This is a genomic window from Humidesulfovibrio sp. (genome assembly GCF_030689645.1).
GTDB lineage: Bacteria > Desulfobacterota > Desulfovibrionia > Desulfovibrionales > Desulfovibrionaceae > Humidesulfovibrio.
Genome location: NZ_JAUYFU010000024.1, coordinates 55,855 through 73,364 on the forward strand (window position 1 = coordinate 55,855; position 17,510 = coordinate 73,364).

The window sequence follows — 17,510 nt, forward strand, 5'->3', positions numbered from 1 at the left end:
GGAGAGAGCACACGTGTCCAAAGTCGTCCCAAGCGAGAGACAGCGCAACATCGGCATCATGGCCCACATTGATGCCGGTAAGACCACTACCACTGAGCGCATCCTCTATTATACCGGCGTGTCCCACAAGATCGGCGAAGTCCATGACGGCAACGCCACCATGGACTGGATGGTGCAGGAGCAAGAGCGCGGCATCACCATCACCAGCGCGGCGACCACGTGCTTCTGGCGCGATCACCGCATCAACATCATCGATACCCCGGGTCACGTCGACTTCACCATGGAAGTGGAGCGCTCCCTGCGTGTGCTCGACGGCGCCGTGGCTGTGTTCGACGCCGTTGCCGGCGTTGAGCCCCAGTCTGAAACGGTGTGGCGTCAGGCCGACCGTTACAACGTCCCGCGCATCGCCTTCGTGAACAAGATGGACCGTGTCGGCGCGGATTATTTCCGTTGCGTCGACATGATCAAGACCCGCCTGGGCGCAAAACCCGTGCCCCTGCACATCCCCATCGGTTCCGAAGACACCTATAACGGCATGGTGGACCTGGTGCGCGGAAACGCCATCGTGTACACCGGCGCTCCGTCCGACAAGGGCATCGCCTTTGATATCGTCGAAGTGCCAGCCGACCTGAAAGACAAGTACGACGAGCTCCGCAAGGTCATGCTCGAGGCTGTGGTCGAAGAAGACGAAGCCCTGATGGAGAAGTATCTCAACGGTGAGGAACTCACCGAGGACGAGATCATCCTGGGCATCCGCAAGGCCACCATCGCCATGAAGATCTGCCCCGTGCTGTGCGGAACCGCGTTCCGCAACAAGGGCGTTCAGTCCCTGCTCGACGCCGTCATCGACTACATGCCTTCCCCGCTGGACATTCCGGCCATGGTCGGCATCAGCCCCGATAATGAAGAAGAGAAGATCGAGTGCCCCTGCGACGACACCAAGCCGCTTGCTGCGCTGGCCTTCAAGCTCATGACAGACCCCTTCGTCGGTCACCTTACCTTCCTGCGCATCTATTCTGGTCGCATCGAATCCGGTGCCACAGTTGTGAACGCAGGCAGCGGTAAGAAGGAGCGCATTGGTCGTCTGCTCAAGATGCATGCCAACAAGCGTGAGGAGATCAAAGAGGCTCTGGCTGGCGACATCGTTGCAGCCGTCGGTCTCAAGAGCGTCTCCACGGGCGACACCCTGGCCGACCTTCGGGCTCCGGTCATTCTGGAGTCCCTGGACATTCCAGAACCCGTCATCGAGGTCGCAATCGAGCCCAAGACCAAGGCTGACCGCGATCTGCTCTCCCAGAGCCTGGCCAAGCTGACCAAGGAAGACCCCTCGTTCCGCGTCAAGGGCAACGAGGAGACCGGTCAGACCCTTATCGCTGGCATGGGCGAGCTGCACCTGGAGATCATCGTTGATCGCCTTCTGCGCGAGTTCAACGTCAACGCCAACGTGGGCGCGCCCCGCGTTGCCTACCGCGAGACCATCACCAAGCCTGCGAAGTGCGACATGAAGTACGCCAAGCAGACCGGTGGCCGCGGTCAGTACGCCCACGTCGTCATTGAGATCGAGCCCAACCCCGCTGGCGGCTATCTCTTCGACGACGAGATCAAGGGCGGCCTGATTCCCAAGGAATACATCGCCCCGGTGGGCCGCGGCATTGAAGATGCCCTGAAGAACGGCATCCAGGCCGGATTCCCCGCCGTGGACGTCAAGGTCAAGCTCGTTCATGGTTCCTACCATGAGGTGGACTCCAGCGAACAGGCCTTCTACATTGCCGGCTCTATGGCCGTCAAGGAAGCCGCCAAGAAGGCTGGCCCTGTGCTTCTCGAGCCCATCATGAGCGTCGAGGTCGTCACCCCCGAAGATTACCTGGGTGACGTCATGGGCGACCTGAACGGTCGTCGTGGCCGCGTGAGCAACCTGGAGGCGCGTGTCACCTCCCAGGTCATTCGCGCTCAGGTGCCTCTGTCCAACATGTTCGGCTACGCCACGGATTTGCGTTCCCGCACCCAGGGCCGCGCCACCTTCACCATGCAGTTCGACCATTACGAGCAGGTGCCCAACAGCATTGCTGAAGAACTGATGAAGAAGAAATAGGCTGATTGATGCCGTGCTCCGCTTTTCTCCTTGACAGGAGAGGAGCGGAGCACGTAAGGCATCCTTCCGCTGTTTAATAAATATCCGGGGGCTGTCCCCGGAACATTTGTCGAGAACCAGTTAACCCCCAGCATTTCCGCGGAGTCACAGGCGCATGGGCGCTGGTGGCGAGGGGCCTGTAAGCCCCCGGAAACGAAGGAGAGTTTATGGCTGCGATGACGAGCGATCGTATTCGGATCAAGCTCAAGGCTTACGATTACCGCATTTTGGATAAGGCGGTGACGGAAATCGTCGATACCGCCCGGAACACCGGTGCGGCTATCGCCGGGCCTGTGCCCCTTCCCACCAACTTTCACAGAACAACCGTCAACCGCTCCGTTCACGTGGACAAGAAGTCCCGTGAGCAGTTTGAGATGCGCATTCATAAGCGCCTTTTGGACATCCTGGAGCCCACCCAGCAGACCGTCGACGCCCTGGGCAAGCTTTCGCTGCCCGCCGGTGTTGACGTTGAGATCAAGCTGTAGGGAGGTGCGGGAAATGTCAAAAACTCTCGGACTTCTCGGACGTAAACTTGGCATGACGCGGATCTTTGCGGATGACGGCACCATCGTGCCTGTCACCCTTATTTCTGCTGGTCCCTGCCCGGTTCTCCAGGTCAAGACCTCGGAGAAAGAGGGCTACAATGCCCTGCAGGTCGGCTTTGACGCCATTCCTGAGCGCAAGCTCAACAAGCCCGACCTCGGCCATCAGGCCAAGGCCGGTAAGGGTTTCTACCGTCATCTGAGGGAGTTTCCTCTGGATGTGGTGGACGGATACGAAGTCGGCCAGGACATCACTGTCGACATCTTCCAGCCTGGCGAAAAGGTTAAGGTCACCGGAACCTCCAAGGGCAAGGGCTTTCAGGGCGTCATGAAGCGTTACAACTTCAAGGGCCTCAAAGCTACCCACGGCGCGGAGAAGGTTCACCGCTCCGGTGGTTCCATCGGCACCAACACCGAGCCCTCGCGCGTTTTCAAGGGCAAGAAGATGCCCGGACACATGGGCGACGAGCGCGTCACCCTGCCGAGCGTCGAGATCGTTGATGTCCGCCTTGAGGAGAACATCATCGTGGTCAAGGGCCAGGTGCCCGGCTGCAAAAACGGCTTGGTTATGATCCGCAAGGCCGGGTAGGGGATACACACATGGCAACCATTACCGTGTTCGATCAGATGAAGAAGGAAGTGGGCAGCATTGACCTGTCCTCTGATGTCTTTGAGGTGGAAGTCCGCCCCGAGATCCTTCACTTCGTTGTGCGTGCACAGCTGGCCGCTAAGCGCGTCGGCACCCACGCCGTCAAGACCCGCGCGTATGTTTCCGGTGGCGGCAAGAAGCCCTGGAAGCAGAAGGGTACGGGCCACGCCCGCGCCGGTTCCAACCGTTCGCCCCTGTGGCGCGGTGGCGCCATCATCTTTGGACCCCAGCCCCGCAGCTATGAGTTCAAAGTGAACCGCAAGGTGCGCCGCCTGGCTCTGAAGATGGCCTTGTCTTCCCGGCTTCTCGAGGACAACCTCATGGTGCTGAACACCATCGACATGCCGGAGATCAAGACCAAGCGCTTCGCCGAAGTGGCCAAGGCCCTCGGTTTGGAAAAGGCCTTGATTGTTTTCAACGAAGCGGATAAAAACCTGCTTCTTTCAGCGCGCAATCTACCCGGCATCAAGCTGCTTCCGGCTGACAAGCTCAACGCATATGATGTGTTGCTCTATCCGAAGCTGGTCATGCTTGAGAGTGCGGCTGTTTCCGTCCAGGAGAGGTTGAAGTAGTATGGACTACACGAAAATCATCATCCGGCCCGTCATCACTGAGAAGGCCAACCTTGCTAAGGAATACCTGAACCAGGTTTCCTTTGTTGTCGCACCCAGCGCCAACAAGATCGAGGTCAAGCGCGCCGTTGAGGCCGCTTTCGGCGTCCATGTCGAGGCCGTGAATATTGTCCGCAGGCGTCCCTCCCGCCGACTCCGCCATGGGCGGACCATCGGTAAGGTGTCGGGGTACAAGAAGGCCTTCGTCACTCTGGCAGAGGGCGACAAAATCGAGTTCTTCGAGGGAGTCTAGCCATGTCCATCCGCAAGGTTAAACCCACATCGGCTGGACGCCGCTTCCAGACCATTTCGACGTTTGAGGAGATCACCCGGAGCACCTCCGAGCCTTCCCTTACCGTTGGTCTTTCGAAGAAGTCCGGTCGCAATCACTTTGGACGCATCACCTCCCGCCGTCGCGGCGGTGGGCACAAGCGCTCGTATCGCATCATCGACTTCCGTCGCGACAAGACCGGCATTCCGGCCAAGGTCGCCTTCGTGGAGTATGATCCGAACCGCAGCGCGCGCATCGCTCTTCTGCACTACGCAGACGGCGAAAAACGCTATATCTTGTCCCCCCTTGGTCTCAAGGTTGGTGACAACATCCTGGCCGGCGATACCGCCGACATCAAGCCCGGCAACGCGCTCACTTTGTCCCGCATTCCCGTGGGCACCGTGATCCACAACGTCGAGCTGCACCCCGGCCGTGGCGGCCAGTTCTGCCGCGCCGCTGGAGCCTACGCCCAGCTGGTGGCCAAGGAGGGCGCATACGCCCTGCTTCGTCTTCCCTCGGGCGAGGTTCGCAAGGTGCTTTCCCATTGCATGGCCACCATTGGTCAGGTGGGCAACATCCACCACGAGAAAATCGCCCTGGGCAAAGCCGGTCGCAACCGCTGGTTGGGCAAGCGCCCCGAAGTGCGCGGCGTGGCCATGAACCCGGTTGACCATCCTCTGGGCGGCGGCGAAGGCAGGAGCTCCGGCGGCAGGCATCCGTGTTCCCCGTGGGGCATGCCGAGCAAGGGTTACAAGACCCGCAAGCCGAAGAAGTCGTCCTCGAAGCTCATCGTCAAGCGCCGCGGGCAGAAGTAGGAGTATAACATGGCCAGATCTATCAAAAAAGGTCCCTTCGTCGACGGGCATCTTCAGAAGAAGATCGAGACCTCGACCGAGAACAAGGACCGTCGCGTTATTAAAACCTGGTCCCGCCGGTCAACCATACTTCCGGAGATGGTCGGGCTCACCTTTGCCGTCCACAATGGCCGGAAATTCATTCCCGTGTTCGTCACCGAGAACATGGTCGGGCATAAGCTGGGCGAGTTTTCGCCCACCCGCACCTTCTTCGGTCACGCTGCGGACAAGAAAGCCAAGGGCAAGTAGGGAGCGTTACCAATGGAAGCCAAAGCTATCGCCAAGTACCTGCGCGTATCCGCGCGTAAGGTGCGTATCGTGGCGGAGAACATCAAGGGCAAGCCCGTTGAGGATGCGCTGAACATCCTGAAGTTCACGCCCAAAAAGTCGGCTCAGCTCATCAGTAAAGTGTTGTATTCGGCCATCGCCAACGCCGGGCAGATCCCCGGCTGCGACGTGGACGCCCTCGTGGTCGGCAATGTGATGGTGAACGAAGGCCCGTCGTGGAAGCGCATTATGCCCCGCGCCATGGGCCGCGCCTACCGGATCCACAAGCGCACCAGCCACATAACCGTTATCGTGAAGGAAAAGTAGGGGGGCGCCATGGGTCAGAAAGTCCATCCGATCGGGTTCCGCCTGGGATACAATAAGAACTGGCTTTCCCGCTGGTTCAGCAAGAAGGAATATCCGGCCTTCGTGCTCCAGGATGACCAGCTGCGTAAGTACGTCAAGAAAAAGCTCTACCACGCGGGTCTCGCCAAAATCGAGATCGAGCGCGCTGGTGGCAAGGTGCGCCTTGTGCTGCACACCGCCCGTCCGGGCATTGTCATCGGCCGCAAGGGCGCGGAGATTGAAAAGCTGCGTGAAGACCTCAAGAAGGAATTCGGAACGGACATCACCATCGAGGTGAATGAGATCCGTCGTCCTGAGGTCGAGGCCCAGCTTGTGGCCGAGAGCATCGCGACCCAGCTGGAGCGCCGCGTGGCCTTCCGCCGGGCCATGAAGCGCACTGTCGCCCTGTCCCGCAAGTTCGGGGCTGAGGGCATCAAAGTCGCCTGTGCGGGCCGCCTGGCTGGTGCCGAGATCGCCCGCTCCGAGTGGTACCGTGACGGCCGCGTGCCCCTGCACACCCTGCGCGCCGACATCGACTACGGCTACGCCACCGCCAAAACTACCTATGGTATCATTGGCGTCCGGGTGTGGATCTTCAAGGGTGAGATTCTCGACGAGAGAGGTAAGTAAATGCTGTCTCCCAAAAAGACGAAATTCCGGAAGAAGCAAAAGGGCCGGATCAAGGGGCCTGCCGTTAAGGGCAGCACCATCGCCTTTGGCGACGTGGCCTTGAAGACCCTGGAGCCCGGCAAGATATCGAGCCAGCAGATCGAGGCCGCCCGTATCGCCATCATGCGCCATATCAAGCGCGGCGGTAAGGTCTGGATCCGCATGTTCCCAGACTACCCGATGACCAAGAAGCCCGCTGAAACCCGCATGGGTTCCGGTAAAGGCGCTCTTGAGGGCTGGGCCGCTCCGGTTCGTGCTGGCCGCATCCTTTATGAAGTCAAGGGCGTCGAGCTTGAGGTGGCCAAAGTGGCGCTTACCCGCGCCATGCACAAGCTGCCCGTCAAGACCGTCATCGTGGTCAAGGAGGGGGCTGAGTAATGAACGCTAAAGATATTCGCGCCCTGGACGCTGCAGAGCTGTCCACCAAGCTGGCCGAGTTCCGCAAGGAACTCTTTAACCTGCGCTTCCAGCACGCCACGGCGCAGTTGGAAAACACCCAGCGCATTCCCGCTGTCAAGAAAGTTATCGCGCGCATTATGACCATTCAGCGTCAGCGCGAACTGGGAGCATAAGCCAATGGCTGAAACCACTCACGAAAGCAACCGGCGTACCCTGACCGGAACTGTGGTGAGCGACAAGGGCGACAAGACCATCGTGGTCAGCGTTGCAACCCTTGTGAAGCACCCCCTGTTCAAGAAGTACATTCGTCGCCGCAAGAAGTTTATGGCCCATGACCCCAACAACGACTGCGGCATCGGCGATACCGTGACCATCATCGAGCATCGCCCCATGAGCGCCCGCAAGCGTTGGCACTTGTCCAAAATCGTTGAGAAAGCGGTGTAGGTGCAGCCATGATCCAGAGCGAATCCAATCTCGATGTCGCCGACAACTCCGGCGCGAAACTGGTCTGCTGCATCAAGGTGCTTGGCGGCTCCAAGCGCCGGTACGCCTCGGTGGGCGACATCATCGTCGTGTCCATCAAGGACGCTATGCCTCATTCCAAGGTGAAGAAGGGCGCTGTGATGAAGGCCGTTGTGGTCCGCACCCGCAAGGAAGTTGGCCGTCCCGATGGTTCCTACATCAAGTTTGACAGCAACTCCGCAGTTCTTCTGAACAATGCGAACGAGCCCCTGGGAACCCGTATTTTCGGACCCGTTGCGCGCGAACTTCGCCTGAAGAACTTCATGAAGATCGTATCCCTGGCCCCAGAAGTCCTGTAGCTTCTGGTATTGGGACGAAAGGATAGAATCATGAACTGTAAGATTCGGAAAGACGACAAGGTTATGATCCTTGCCGGCAAGGACAAGGGCAAGATCGGCAAAGTGATCAAGATCCTTCGCAAGAAGGACCGCGTCCTTGTCGAAGGCGCCAACAAGGTCAGCCGTCACACCAAGGCCAATCCTTACGCCAATCAGCCTGGCGGGATTGTGGAAAAGGAAGCCCCGGTGCACGTCTCCAACGTGGCTGTGGTCTGCAACGCCTGCGCCAAGGCCACCCGTGTCGGTTATCGGGTGAACGAGGACGGCAAGAAAGTTCGCTTCTGCAAGAAGTGCAACGAAACCATCCAGTAGGTGTGCGCCATGAGACGGCTTGAAAAAGACTACAACGAGCGGGTTGTCGCTGAACTCAAGAAAGAGTTCGGTTACAAGTGCAACATGGAGATTCCCCGCGTTTCCAAGATCTCTTTGAACATCGGCCTCGGCGAAGCCAGCCAGAACGCGAAGCTCATTGACGAAGCCGTCATCGAGCTGACCAAGATCGCTGGACAGAAGGCTGTTGTCACTCGTGCCAAGAAGTCCATCGCAGCCTTCAAGCTGCGCGAAGGCCAGCCTGTGGGCTGCCGCGTGACCCTTCGTGGGGAGCGCATGTGGGACTTCTACGATAAGCTGGTGTCCTTTGCTCTGCCTCGCGTGCGTGACTTCCGTGGTGTCCCTGATCGTGGCTTCGATGGCCGCGGCAATTTCACCATGGGCGTCAAGGAGCACACGATCTTCTTCGAATTGGAGATCGACAAGGTTGAGAAAGTCAAAGGCATGAATATTACCATCTCCACCACCGCGAAGACGGACAAGGAAGGCAAGCTGCTGCTCGACCTCCTTGGCATGCCTTTCAAAAAATAGGAGGAAACCGGTTTGGCAAGGACTAGTCTCAGGGTGAAAGCCCAACGCAAGCCGAAGTTCAAGGTCCGGGCATACAATCGCTGCCCCATCTGCGGACGCTCCAGGGCGTTTTTGCGCAAGTACGGCTGTTGCCGCATCTGTTTCCGCAACAAGTCCCTGGCTGGCGAACTCCCCGGCGTGCGCAAAGCCAGCTGGTAAGTCTCAAGGAGTACTGACAATGTCTGTCGTTGATCCCATTGCCGACATGCTCGCGCGCATCCGGAACGCCCATGGCGCCTTCCACTCCACTGTGGAGATGCCCGGTTCTAAGATGAAGACGGCTATCGCCGAAATCCTCAAGGACGAAGGCTACATCACCGATTGCGCGAGCTCTGAAGGTTCGCTCAAGTTGACCCTTAAGTACGTTGCTGGCAAACGCGCCATCTGCGGCCTCAAGAAGGTCAGCACCCCGGGACGCCGCGTTTACGTTGGCGTCGAGGACATCCCCAAGGTCCAGAACGGACTGGGGATCTGCATCCTGTCTACTTCCCGCGGCTTGCTCGTGGGTGGACAGGCCGCCGCCGATAAGATCGGTGGCGAACTTCTGTGTGAAATCTGGTAAAAGAGGTCAGTCATGTCTCGAATCGGGAAAAAACCTGTTCCCATCCCTGCCGGGGTGGAGGTGAAAGTCGGCGCTGACGCCGTGCAGATCAAGGGCCCCAAGGGTTCCTTGTCCACCCCCGTGCATCCGAGCGTCACCTATGTGGTGGAAGGCTCCGAGGTCACGGTCAATCGCGTGGACGACTCCCGTGTGGCTTGCAGCCAGCACGGTCTGCGCCGCACCCTGCTGTCCAACTGCATTGAGGGAGTCACCAAGGGCTTCCAGAAGACCCTTGAGGTCATCGGCGTTGGTTACAAGGTCGCGGTCCAGGGCAAGAAAGTGGTTCTCACCGTGGGCTTTTCGCACCCGGTGGAGTTTCCCTTGCCACAGGGCATCGATGCGGCGGTTGAAGGCGTTAAGCTGAACTTGACCGGCATCGACAAGCAGCTTTTGGGCGAAGTGGCCGCACAGATCCGTCGTGTGCGCCCGCCCGAGCCGTATAAGGGCAAGGGCATCAAGTACGCGGAAGAACACATCAGGCGTAAGGCCGGCAAGTCCGGTTCTAAAAAATAGCGGAGTGCGGCTATGAAGAAGACCAAAGAACAAGCGCGGGCTCGCAGAAAGCTGCGCATCCGCAAAAAGGTGAATGGCACAGAGCAGAAGCCCCGTCTGGTGGTTTTCCGCTCCAACCTTCACATCTACGCCCAACTCGTGGACGACGAGACTGGCGCCACTCTGGTGAGTTCTTCCACTCTCGTTCTGGCCCGTGCGGGACAGACGGCTCGCGCCAATCGCGAGGGTGCGGCCATTGTCGGCAAGGATATTGCCGAGAAGGCCAAAGCCAAGAACATCGAGGCCGTGGTCTTTGACCGCAACGGCTACATCTACCACGGCCGTATCAAGGCCCTTGCTGACGGCGCCCGCGAGGGCGGCCTCAAATTCTAGGGTGGGTTGACATGGAACAGAACGATTCCGGTTTCATCGAAAAGATCGTGTACTTGAACCGCGTGGCCAAGGTCGTCAAAGGCGGCCGCAGGTTCAGCTTCAGCTGCCTGGTCGTCGTGGGTGACGGGAAAGGCAAGGTCGGTTACGGCCTTGGAAAAGCCAATGAAGTGCCCGAGGCCATTCGCAAGGCTACTGATCGCGCCCGCAAGGACATGATCACCGTGCCCGTGCTCGACGGCACCCTGCCTTATGAGGTTCTCGGCCGCTTCGGCGCCGGGCGCGTCATGCTGAAGCCCGCCAGCCGCGGTACCGGCATCATTGCCGGCGGCCCGGTGCGCGCGGTCATGGAGGCCGTGGGTGTCCACGACATCCTGACCAAGGCCATCGGCACGTGCAACCCGCACAACGTTTTGCGCGCCACCATGTGCGGACTTGCCTCCCTGCGCAGCGCAGAGAGCGTGTCCGAAGTGCGCGGCAAGACGCTGTCCACCCCCAGGAAGTAGACCCCTCACCGGGTTCATATACGAGGTTTGCCGTGGTTACGATTAAACTCCTCCGCAGCCGCATCGGTTGTTCGCCCACCCAGCGCAAAACGCTGGACGCTCTGGGCCTCAAGCGCATCCGGCAGGAAAAGACGTTTGAGGAAGCCCCTTCTGTTGCGGGCATGGTTGAGAAAGTGAAGCACCTGGTTGAGGTTACTAAGTCATGAGACTGCACGATCTGTATCCCTTCCCGGAAGAGTATGCTCAGCGCAAGCGCGTTGGCCGTGGCCCCGGCTCCGGCTCAGGCTGCACCTCCGGTCGTGGCAATAAAGGACAGAACTCCCGCTCCGGCGGCGGTCGTCCGGCTTGGTTCGAAGGCGGCCAGATGCCTCTGGCCCGCCGTTTGCCCAAGCGCGGCTTCAAGAACCCGCACCGCGTGGTGTACGAGGCCATTAACCTCGACCACCTGCTGGCGGCCTTTCCAGACGCCACTGAAATCACCCTTGAGGACATCTACAAGCGCGGCCTGTGCAAGCCAGGCTCACCGCTGAAGATCCTTTCCCGTGGTGAAGTGGCCGTCAAAGTCAGCGTGGAGGCTCACCGTTTCAGCGTTGCTGCTGCGGAGAAGATCACCAAGGCTGGCGGAACCGTCAAGGCTCTGGAAGGTTAACCAACCGTGGCGCTCTCCGGTGTTGAAAATCTCGCCCGCCTGCCCGAGCTGAAGAAAAAGCTCCTCTGGACCTTCGTTCTTCTGGCCGTGTACCGCCTCGGGATCCATATCCCGGTGCCGGGCGTGGACAGCCATGCTCTGACGGAGTTCTTCAACAGCGCTTCGAACACCCTGTTCGGCCTGTTTGATATGTTCTCCGGCGGTGGCTTGAAAAAACTGTCTATTTTCGCACTGGGCATCATGCCCTATATCTCCGCGTCCATTATCCTCCAGCTTCTTACCGTCGTGAGCCCCGAGCTTAAGCGGTTGAGCAAGGAGGAGGGCGCGGAGGGCCGTAAGAAAATCACCCAGTATACGCGCTACGGCACGGTACTCATCACCTGCATTCAGGGCTTTGGCGTTGCCGTGGGCCTTGAGAGCATGTCGAGTCCAACAGGACAGTCGCTGGTCCTCTTCGGGGGATGGGGCTTCCGCTTGGTGACTATGGTCACATTGACCGCAGGCACCGTGTTTCTCATGTGGCTGGGTGAGCAGATGACCCAAAAGGGCATCGGCAACGGCATCTCTATGATCATCTTCGCAGGTATTGTTGCTGGGCTGCCCTCAGCCCTGATGAACACCTTCCAGTTGGTCGGCGCAGGCGAGCTTTCGCTCATCATGCTCCTGGTCATCCTGGCGCTCATGGGCGCCGTGCTGGTCTTCATTGTCTACGTGGAGCGCGGTCAGCGCCGTATCCCCATCCATTACGCGAAGCGAATGCTTGGTCGTAAGATGGTCGGCGGCCAGACCACGCACCTTCCCTTGCGCGTCAACGTCGCAGGCGTCATTCCCCCGATCTTCGCATCGAGCATTCTGCTCTTCCCTGCTACGCTGGCGAACTTCTCCAGTGTTGAGTGGCTTCAGAAGATCTCTCAATACATGACACCTTCGTCGATTATTTACAATGTCGCTTTCATTGGCCTCATCTTGTTCTTCGCCTACTTCTACACGGCTATTCTCTTTGATCCCAAGGGTATCTCTGAGAACATCCAGAAGCAGGGCGGGTTCATTCCTGGCATACGCCCCGGGGCCAAAACCCGGGAATACATCGACAGAGTTCTTGCGCGCATCACTTTGTGGGGCGGCATCTATATGTCGGTGATCTGTGTTTTGCCCATGCTGCTCATCAGCCAGTTCAACATTCCCTTCTACTTTGGCGGCACGAGCTTGCTTATCGTGGTTGGCGTTGCCATGGACTTCATGGGTAAAATCGAGTCTTATCTCATCTCCCGTCAGTACGAAGGTCTGATGGGCGGTGGCAAGGCCCGCATCAAGGGCAGGCAGTAGTTGAAAAAGGCGCGCGGCATCTTTCTCAAGAACGAGAAGGAGCTTGGCCTCATGCGCGAGGCCGGGCGTATCGTGTCCCGCATCTTGGATGAAATAGGCAAAGCCGTTAAACCCGGCGTGCCGACCATGCTCTTTGAAGACATTGCGCGCAGAATGTGCGATGAGTACAAGGTCAAGCCTGCTTTTTTAGGCTACCTTGGCTTTGAATACGCAATCTGCTGTTCCGTGAACGAGGTGATCGTGCACGGGTTCCCCGCCACCGAGCGCATTCTCAAGGAGGGGGACATAGTGAGCATTGATATGGGGGTTGTGTATCAGGGTTTCCACGGTGACTCCGCGAGGACGTTTGCTGTGGGAGTTGTAAGTCCTGTTGCGCAGCGCCTTATGGATGTGACGAAGGATTCGCTGGACCTGGGCATAGCCCAGGTGCGCAGCGGGGCAAACCTCTACGATGTGTCTGCTGCAATACAGCATCACTGTGAAGAGGCCGGGTTTGGAGTGGTTAGGAGGTTCGTTGGGCATGGCATTGGTGTCAAGCTGCACGAGAAGCCAGAAATTCCGAACTTCGTTCCCCGCGGGCTTGCCGGTGTGACGCTCAAGCCTGGCATGTGCCTGGCCATAGAGCCGATGATCACCGAGGGCAGTTATGATGTGGATATTATGGAGGATCGCTGGACCGCAGTGACCAAGGACCGTAAACTTGCCGCCCATTTTGAACATACGGTGGCAGTGACTCATGACGGTCCGGTTATTTTAACGGTAAGCGACTAGAAAAAGCTTGCGTTCTTTGAACAAGGCATATATTTTCCTCCGTCTTAAGAATGGTCGTTAACGCTCGGCCTCAGGCCAAGCATACTGTGTAGAACGGCACCTTTACGTGAGGAGCCGAGCAAAGTGGAGTAGGGCATGAAAGTACGGCCTTCCGTGAAGAAGATGTGTCCCAAGTGCAAAATCATCCGTCGGCGCGGCGTTTTGCGGGTTATCTGCGAGGATCCCCGGCACAAGCAGCGCCAGGGTTAATCAGAGAGGGGTACAAGAGTGGCTCGCATTGCAGGCGTTGATCTGCCCAGAAACAAGCGGCTGGACATCGCGCTGACGTATATTTTCGGCATTGGCCGTACGACAGCGCTTTCGATTCTCGACACAGTCGGAATCGATTGGACCAAGAATACCGACGGTCTCTCCAATGAGGAAGTTAACCTCATTCGCGTGGAGATCGAGGCCAACCACAAGGTCGAAGGTGACCTGCGTCGCGACGTGACGCAGAACATCAAGCGCCTGATGGACATTGGCTGCTACCGTGGCCTCCGGCACCGCAAGGGCTTGCCCGTGCGTGGTCAGCGCAGCCACACCAATGCGCGTACCCGTAAGGGACCGCGCCGCACCGTGATGGGCAAGAAGAAGTCTCCCGCCAAATAGGTGGGGGGTCTCTTCGGGGAATGAATCTCGGACGCCATGAGCAATCATGGTGTCCGTGCTTTTCCGAATGATATGATCGCCTGCGGGCGAAGCGAGGACAGACATGGCTAAACCCCGTCGCACAGGGAAAAAGAAAGAGAAGAAGAGCATACCCGTGGGCTTGGCTCACGTGCATGCCAGCTTCAACAATACCATCATCACCTTCACCGACCTGAAGGGCAATGTGGTGAGCTGGGGTAGCGCTGGCGCTTCCTTCAAGGGCTCTCGCAAGAGCACGCCTTTCGCCGCGCAGATCGCCGCGGAGACCGCCGCACGCAAGGCCCAGGATTGCGGCATGCGTTTGGTCGGCATCTTTGTCAAAGGCCCCGGCTCCGGTCGTGAGGCTGCCATGCGTGCCATCAACAACGTGGGTTTTAAGGTCAGCTTCATCCGCGACGTGACCCCCATCCCGCACAACGGCTGCCGGCCTCCCAAGCGCCGTCGCGTCTAAGACCAAGGAGGAACAACTTGGCTCGTTACACCGAAGCGAAATGCAGGCTCTGTCGCCGCGAAGGCCAGAAGCTTTTTCTGAAAGGCGACCGTTGCTTCACCGATAAGTGCGCCTATGAGCGTCGTCCCTACGCTCCCGGCTTTGCCGGCAAGCTCCGCAAGAAGCTTACCGACTACGCCGTGCAGCTGCGTGAAAAGCAGCGCGTGCGCCGCATGTACGGCATCCTTGAAGGTCAGTTCCGCAACTACTTCAAGCGCGCTGAGGATCAGAAGGGCGTCACCGGCGCCAACCTGCTGATTCTGCTTGAGCGTCGTCTGGACAACGTGATCTACCGCTTGGGCTTCGCCAATTCGCGCGACCAGGCCCGCCAGCTGGTGCGTCACGGCCTGTTCACTCTGAACGGTCACAAGGTGAACATTCCGTCTCTGCTCATCCGCCCCAACGACGTCGTTGAGGTGCGCGAGAAGAGCCGCAAGGTTCCTGTCATCACCGAGGCACAGGAAGTTATTGCCCGCCGTGGCTGCCCCTCCTGGCTCGAGAGCGACGGCGCCGCTTTCAAAGGCGTTGTGAAGGCTCTGCCGACCCGGGAAGACATCCAGTTCCCGATCAATGAGCAGCTCATCGTCGAACTGTACTCCAAATAAGCAGGTGTAGACATGCTTATTCAAAACGGCGACAAGCTTATCAATACACGCAACTGGTCCGAGCTGGTGAGGCCGGAACAGCTCGCGCGCGATCCCAAGTCTAACGACATGTATGGGAAATTCGTGTGCGAGCCCCTGGAGCGCGGATTTGCCACCACCATCGGCAACTCGCTCCGGCGCGTGCTGCTGTCTTCGTTGCAGGGCGCGGCCATTGTCGCTGTCCGCATCGAAGGCGTTCAGCACGAGTTCACCACGGTCAAGGGCGTGCTTGAGGATGTCACCGAGATAGTCCTCAATCTCAAGCAGGTCCGCCTGGCCATGACCAGCGTCGAGCCGCAGAGGCTCGTGCTGGAAGCCAAGAAGAAAGGCCCGGTGACCGCCGCCAACATCAAGGAAAACCAGAACGTGCGCGTCCTGAATCCTGATCAGCTCATCGCCACCCTCTCTGAGGACCGCGAGCTGCGTATGGAGCTTGAGATTCGCATGGGCAAGGGCTACGTGCCCTCCGAGATGCATGAGGGCTTGGAAGACGAGATCGGGCTCATCACCCTGGACGCCAGCTTCGCCCCGGTGCGCAAGGTGGCCTACATGGTTGAGCAGGCCCGCGTCGGCCAAATGACCAATTATGACAAGCTCCTGCTTGAGGTCTGGACCGACGGGTCCCTGTCCCCCGAGGACGCGGTGGCTTACAGCGCCAAGATCCTCAAGGACCAGCTCAGCGTTTTCATCAACTTCGACGAGCAGTCCTCGGACAAGAAGAAGAGCGCTGACCTCGACATGGACCTGAATCCCAATCTGCTCAAGAGCATTGACGAGCTTGAGCTGTCTGTGCGCGCCACCAACTGCCTCAAGGCGGCCAATATCGCCTATGTGGGCGAGTTGGTTCAGCGCACCGAGGGCGCCATGCTCAAGACCAAGAACTTTGGCCGCAAGTCCCTGGATGAGATCCGCCGCGTTCTGGAGAGCATGGACCTGCGCTTTGGCATGACCGACGAGGTCGTGGAGAAAAAATTCCAGGAATTGCTCAAGAGGAAAGAAAGAAATGAGGCATAACAAGTCCGGGCGCAAGCTCAATCGCAATAGCTCTCACCGTAGCGCCATGTTCAAGAACATGGCCCGGGCCGTCATGACCTACGAAACCATCCGCACCACCGAGGCCAAGGCCAAGGAACTGCGGAGCGTGGTCGACGGTCTGATCACCCTGGCTCTGAAGAACGATCTGCCCGCTCGTCGGCAGGCCTTCAAGGTGCTGGGCAACCACCAGATGGTTAAGCACCTGTTCGACGTTGTCGGTCCCCGCTACGTCGGCGGCATGGGCGGGTACACCCGTATCGTGAGGCTTTCCCAGCCACGCATTGGCGACTCCGCTCCCATGGTCATCTTCGAGCTGACCAAGCTGGCCGAGAAGGCCGCTGTGGAAACCGCCGCTCCCAAGGCCGAGGAAAAGGCTGCTGAATAAGCCTCGACTCATGCGCCATTAAGAAAGTATTCATTTTATGAAAAGGACGGTTCGCCGTCCTTTTTTTTGGCTTGCGCTATAGGTATATTCGATGGTAGAAGGCTTTGAGATCGGAGGTGCCGGATGGATTTTCGAAAACTAGAGGCCTTTTGCAAGGTCTACGAATTGAAAAGTTTTTCCAAGGCCGGGCTGGAGCTCCAGCTTTCCCAGCCAACCATCAGCGCGCATGTTGCGAATCTGGAGGAGGAGCTCGGCGTACCACTCTTTGACCGTTTGGGTCGCACGGTTCTTCCCACGCAGGCTGGCGAGGTTCTTTACCGGGGCGCCAAGCAGGTCTTTCAACAGGTTGGGCGCATCAACTCAGAAATTGGCTTGCTGCGCGATATGGTGGTAGGCGATCTGCTTCTGGGTGGCAGCACCATTCCAGCGAACTACATCCTTCCGACGCTGCTCAAAGCCTTTCTCGGCCTATACCCATCGTTGCGCGTGCATATGACTATTGGCGACACTGACTCCATCATTCGCCAAGTTGGTCAGGGCCGGCTAGAACTCGGCATAGTGGGGTCGCAGCCGGAGCAGCAGGGCATCGCATCCTACCCTTTGCATCGCGACGAGCTGGTCATGTTGGCCGCGCCTTGCCTCATGGAGGGCCGCTCTGAACCCAAGACTCTACGCGATCTGCGCGTCTGGCCCTGGATACTTCGTGAGCGCGGATCGGGCACGAGACGGTTTTTGGAGACCCTGCTGAAGGGCGCGGGCATCGCCATCAACGACCTTAAGGTGAGTTTGTGGGTGGAGAGCACCGAAGCGGCCATCCAATGCGTTCGCTCAGGCCTGGGAGTCAGCGTGGTTTCAAAGCTTGCAGCGCAGCCGTATCTAGACCGCGGCGAACTTGTCGTGCTTGATGTTATGGCCCAGAAGCTGGAGCGCTCGTTCTACCTTATTCAGCGCCAGGGCCGCGATCTGTTGCCCGCAGCCAGCCTGTTCATCGAACACGTGCGCAACGCGACCAAGGGCTAGGTCTCGAACTTCTGTC

Annotated in this window: 31 protein-coding genes; all 31 read left to right on the forward strand. The window is 58.7% G+C overall.

The features are described from left to right. The first annotated feature begins 13 nt into the window (after positions 1–13). The 31 genes from fusA to Q8O35_RS03715 all read left to right on the forward strand — a co-directional run bounded on the left by fusA (position 14) and on the right by Q8O35_RS03715 (position 17,494). Positions 14–2,092, forward strand: a complete 2,079-nt coding sequence (gene fusA, locus Q8O35_RS03565) for an elongation factor G (protein ID WP_305570674.1) — start codon at positions 14–16, stop codon at positions 2,090–2,092. Between the two features lie 206 nt (positions 2,093–2,298). After that, positions 2,299–2,616, forward strand: a complete 318-nt coding sequence (gene rpsJ / locus Q8O35_RS03570) for a 30S ribosomal protein S10 (protein WP_305570676.1) — start codon at positions 2,299–2,301, stop codon at positions 2,614–2,616. A gap of 13 nt (positions 2,617–2,629) precedes the next feature. Continuing rightward, complete coding sequence (gene rplC / locus Q8O35_RS03575; RefSeq protein WP_305570678.1) at positions 2,630–3,262, forward strand: 50S ribosomal protein L3; 633 nt, start codon at positions 2,630–2,632, stop codon at positions 3,260–3,262. Between the two features lie 11 nt (positions 3,263–3,273). Continuing rightward, positions 3,274–3,894 (forward strand): 50S ribosomal protein L4, encoded by a 621-nt coding sequence (rplD, locus tag Q8O35_RS03580; protein ID WP_305570680.1) that lies wholly within the window; start codon positions 3,274–3,276, stop codon positions 3,892–3,894. 1 nt (position 3,895) lies between these two features. Continuing rightward, complete coding sequence (gene rplW, locus Q8O35_RS03585) at positions 3,896–4,186, forward strand: 50S ribosomal protein L23 (protein ID WP_305570682.1); 291 nt, start codon at positions 3,896–3,898, stop codon at positions 4,184–4,186. Between the two features lie 2 nt (positions 4,187–4,188). Then, positions 4,189–5,019, forward strand: a complete 831-nt coding sequence (gene rplB / locus Q8O35_RS03590; RefSeq protein ID WP_305570684.1) for a 50S ribosomal protein L2 — start codon at positions 4,189–4,191, stop codon at positions 5,017–5,019. Positions 5,020–5,028: 9 nt separating this feature from the next. Then, complete coding sequence (rpsS, locus tag Q8O35_RS03595) at positions 5,029–5,307, forward strand: 30S ribosomal protein S19 (RefSeq protein WP_305570686.1); 279 nt, start codon at positions 5,029–5,031, stop codon at positions 5,305–5,307. A 12-nt stretch (positions 5,308–5,319) separates the two neighbouring features. After that, on the forward strand, positions 5,320–5,652 hold the full coding sequence (gene rplV, locus Q8O35_RS03600; protein WP_305570688.1) for a 50S ribosomal protein L22: 333 nt from the start codon (positions 5,320–5,322) through the stop codon (positions 5,650–5,652). A gap of 9 nt (positions 5,653–5,661) precedes the next feature. Next, complete coding sequence (rpsC, locus tag Q8O35_RS03605; protein WP_305570690.1) at positions 5,662–6,300, forward strand: 30S ribosomal protein S3; 639 nt, start codon at positions 5,662–5,664, stop codon at positions 6,298–6,300. Beyond that, the gene (rplP, locus tag Q8O35_RS03610) at positions 6,301–6,717 is read left to right on the forward strand and encodes a 50S ribosomal protein L16 (protein WP_305570692.1); all 417 of its coding nucleotides are present in this window, start codon (positions 6,301–6,303) and stop codon (positions 6,715–6,717) included. Further along, entirely contained in the window at positions 6,717–6,911 is a 195-nt protein-coding gene (gene rpmC, locus Q8O35_RS03615; protein ID WP_305570694.1) for a 50S ribosomal protein L29, read from the forward strand. Before rplP ends, rpmC begins: the two co-directional genes overlap by 1 nt. 4 nt (positions 6,912–6,915) lie before the next feature. Next, positions 6,916–7,182, forward strand: coding sequence for a 30S ribosomal protein S17 (rpsQ, locus tag Q8O35_RS03620; RefSeq protein ID WP_305570696.1), 267 nt, complete (start codon positions 6,916–6,918; stop codon positions 7,180–7,182). An 8-nt stretch (positions 7,183–7,190) separates the two neighbouring features. Further along, positions 7,191–7,559 carry a 50S ribosomal protein L14 gene (rplN, locus tag Q8O35_RS03625; RefSeq protein WP_305570698.1) on the forward strand — a complete coding sequence of 123 codons (369 nt, stop codon included), beginning with the start codon at positions 7,191–7,193 and terminating at the stop codon, positions 7,557–7,559. Positions 7,560–7,589: 30 nt separating this feature from the next. Beyond that, entirely contained in the window at positions 7,590–7,910 is a 321-nt protein-coding gene (rplX, locus tag Q8O35_RS03630) for a 50S ribosomal protein L24 (protein WP_371133088.1), read from the forward strand. Between the two features lie 9 nt (positions 7,911–7,919). Then, positions 7,920–8,459 (forward strand): 50S ribosomal protein L5, encoded by a 540-nt coding sequence (gene rplE / locus Q8O35_RS03635; RefSeq protein ID WP_305570700.1) that lies wholly within the window; start codon positions 7,920–7,922, stop codon positions 8,457–8,459. A gap of 12 nt (positions 8,460–8,471) precedes the next feature. Continuing rightward, the gene (locus Q8O35_RS03640) at positions 8,472–8,657 is read left to right on the forward strand and encodes a type Z 30S ribosomal protein S14 (protein ID WP_305570703.1); all 186 of its coding nucleotides are present in this window, start codon (positions 8,472–8,474) and stop codon (positions 8,655–8,657) included. A 19-nt stretch (positions 8,658–8,676) separates the two neighbouring features. Further along, positions 8,677–9,060: a 30S ribosomal protein S8 gene (gene rpsH / locus Q8O35_RS03645; RefSeq protein WP_305570705.1), complete on the forward strand. Its 384-nt coding sequence runs from the start codon at positions 8,677–8,679 to the stop codon at positions 9,058–9,060. A gap of 12 nt (positions 9,061–9,072) precedes the next feature. Beyond that, on the forward strand, positions 9,073–9,612 hold the full coding sequence (gene rplF / locus Q8O35_RS03650; RefSeq protein WP_305570707.1) for a 50S ribosomal protein L6: 540 nt from the start codon (positions 9,073–9,075) through the stop codon (positions 9,610–9,612). Positions 9,613–9,624: 12 nt separating this feature from the next. Beyond that, positions 9,625–9,984, forward strand: a complete 360-nt coding sequence (gene rplR / locus Q8O35_RS03655; protein WP_305570710.1) for a 50S ribosomal protein L18 — start codon at positions 9,625–9,627, stop codon at positions 9,982–9,984. Positions 9,985–9,995: 11 nt separating this feature from the next. Next, positions 9,996–10,487, forward strand: a complete 492-nt coding sequence (gene rpsE, locus Q8O35_RS03660) for a 30S ribosomal protein S5 (protein ID WP_305570712.1) — start codon at positions 9,996–9,998, stop codon at positions 10,485–10,487. A 32-nt stretch (positions 10,488–10,519) separates the two neighbouring features. Next, the gene (gene rpmD / locus Q8O35_RS03665; protein ID WP_305570714.1) at positions 10,520–10,693 is read left to right on the forward strand and encodes a 50S ribosomal protein L30; all 174 of its coding nucleotides are present in this window, start codon (positions 10,520–10,522) and stop codon (positions 10,691–10,693) included. Further along, on the forward strand, positions 10,690–11,136 hold the full coding sequence (rplO, locus tag Q8O35_RS03670) for a 50S ribosomal protein L15 (RefSeq protein WP_305570716.1): 447 nt from the start codon (positions 10,690–10,692) through the stop codon (positions 11,134–11,136). The genes rpmD and rplO overlap by 4 nt, the downstream gene beginning before the upstream one ends. 6 nt (positions 11,137–11,142) lie before the next feature. Continuing rightward, on the forward strand, positions 11,143–12,462 hold the full coding sequence (gene secY / locus Q8O35_RS03675; protein WP_305570718.1) for a preprotein translocase subunit SecY: 1,320 nt from the start codon (positions 11,143–11,145) through the stop codon (positions 12,460–12,462). Continuing rightward, on the forward strand, positions 12,463–13,233 hold the full coding sequence (gene map, locus Q8O35_RS03680) for a type I methionyl aminopeptidase (protein ID WP_305570720.1): 771 nt from the start codon (positions 12,463–12,465) through the stop codon (positions 13,231–13,233). Positions 13,234–13,368: 135 nt separating this feature from the next. Beyond that, positions 13,369–13,482: a 50S ribosomal protein L36 gene (rpmJ, locus tag Q8O35_RS03685; RefSeq protein ID WP_089271614.1), complete on the forward strand. Its 114-nt coding sequence runs from the start codon at positions 13,369–13,371 to the stop codon at positions 13,480–13,482. 18 nt (positions 13,483–13,500) lie between these two features. Then, positions 13,501–13,881, forward strand: coding sequence for a 30S ribosomal protein S13 (rpsM, locus tag Q8O35_RS03690; RefSeq protein WP_305570727.1), 381 nt, complete (start codon positions 13,501–13,503; stop codon positions 13,879–13,881). Positions 13,882–13,984: 103 nt separating this feature from the next. Further along, complete coding sequence (gene rpsK / locus Q8O35_RS03695; RefSeq protein WP_305570729.1) at positions 13,985–14,371, forward strand: 30S ribosomal protein S11; 387 nt, start codon at positions 13,985–13,987, stop codon at positions 14,369–14,371. A gap of 17 nt (positions 14,372–14,388) precedes the next feature. Further along, entirely contained in the window at positions 14,389–15,015 is a 627-nt protein-coding gene (gene rpsD / locus Q8O35_RS03700) for a 30S ribosomal protein S4 (RefSeq protein WP_305570731.1), read from the forward strand. 12 nt (positions 15,016–15,027) lie between these two features. Further along, positions 15,028–16,068 (forward strand): DNA-directed RNA polymerase subunit alpha, encoded by a 1,041-nt coding sequence (locus Q8O35_RS03705; RefSeq protein ID WP_305570733.1) that lies wholly within the window; start codon positions 15,028–15,030, stop codon positions 16,066–16,068. Continuing rightward, complete coding sequence (gene rplQ / locus Q8O35_RS03710; RefSeq protein WP_305570735.1) at positions 16,058–16,474, forward strand: 50S ribosomal protein L17; 417 nt, start codon at positions 16,058–16,060, stop codon at positions 16,472–16,474. The genes Q8O35_RS03705 and rplQ overlap by 11 nt, the downstream gene beginning before the upstream one ends. 123 nt (positions 16,475–16,597) lie before the next feature. Next, positions 16,598–17,494: a selenium metabolism-associated LysR family transcriptional regulator gene (locus tag Q8O35_RS03715; protein WP_305570737.1), complete on the forward strand. Its 897-nt coding sequence runs from the start codon at positions 16,598–16,600 to the stop codon at positions 17,492–17,494. The last annotated feature ends 16 nt before the right edge of the window (positions 17,495–17,510 follow it).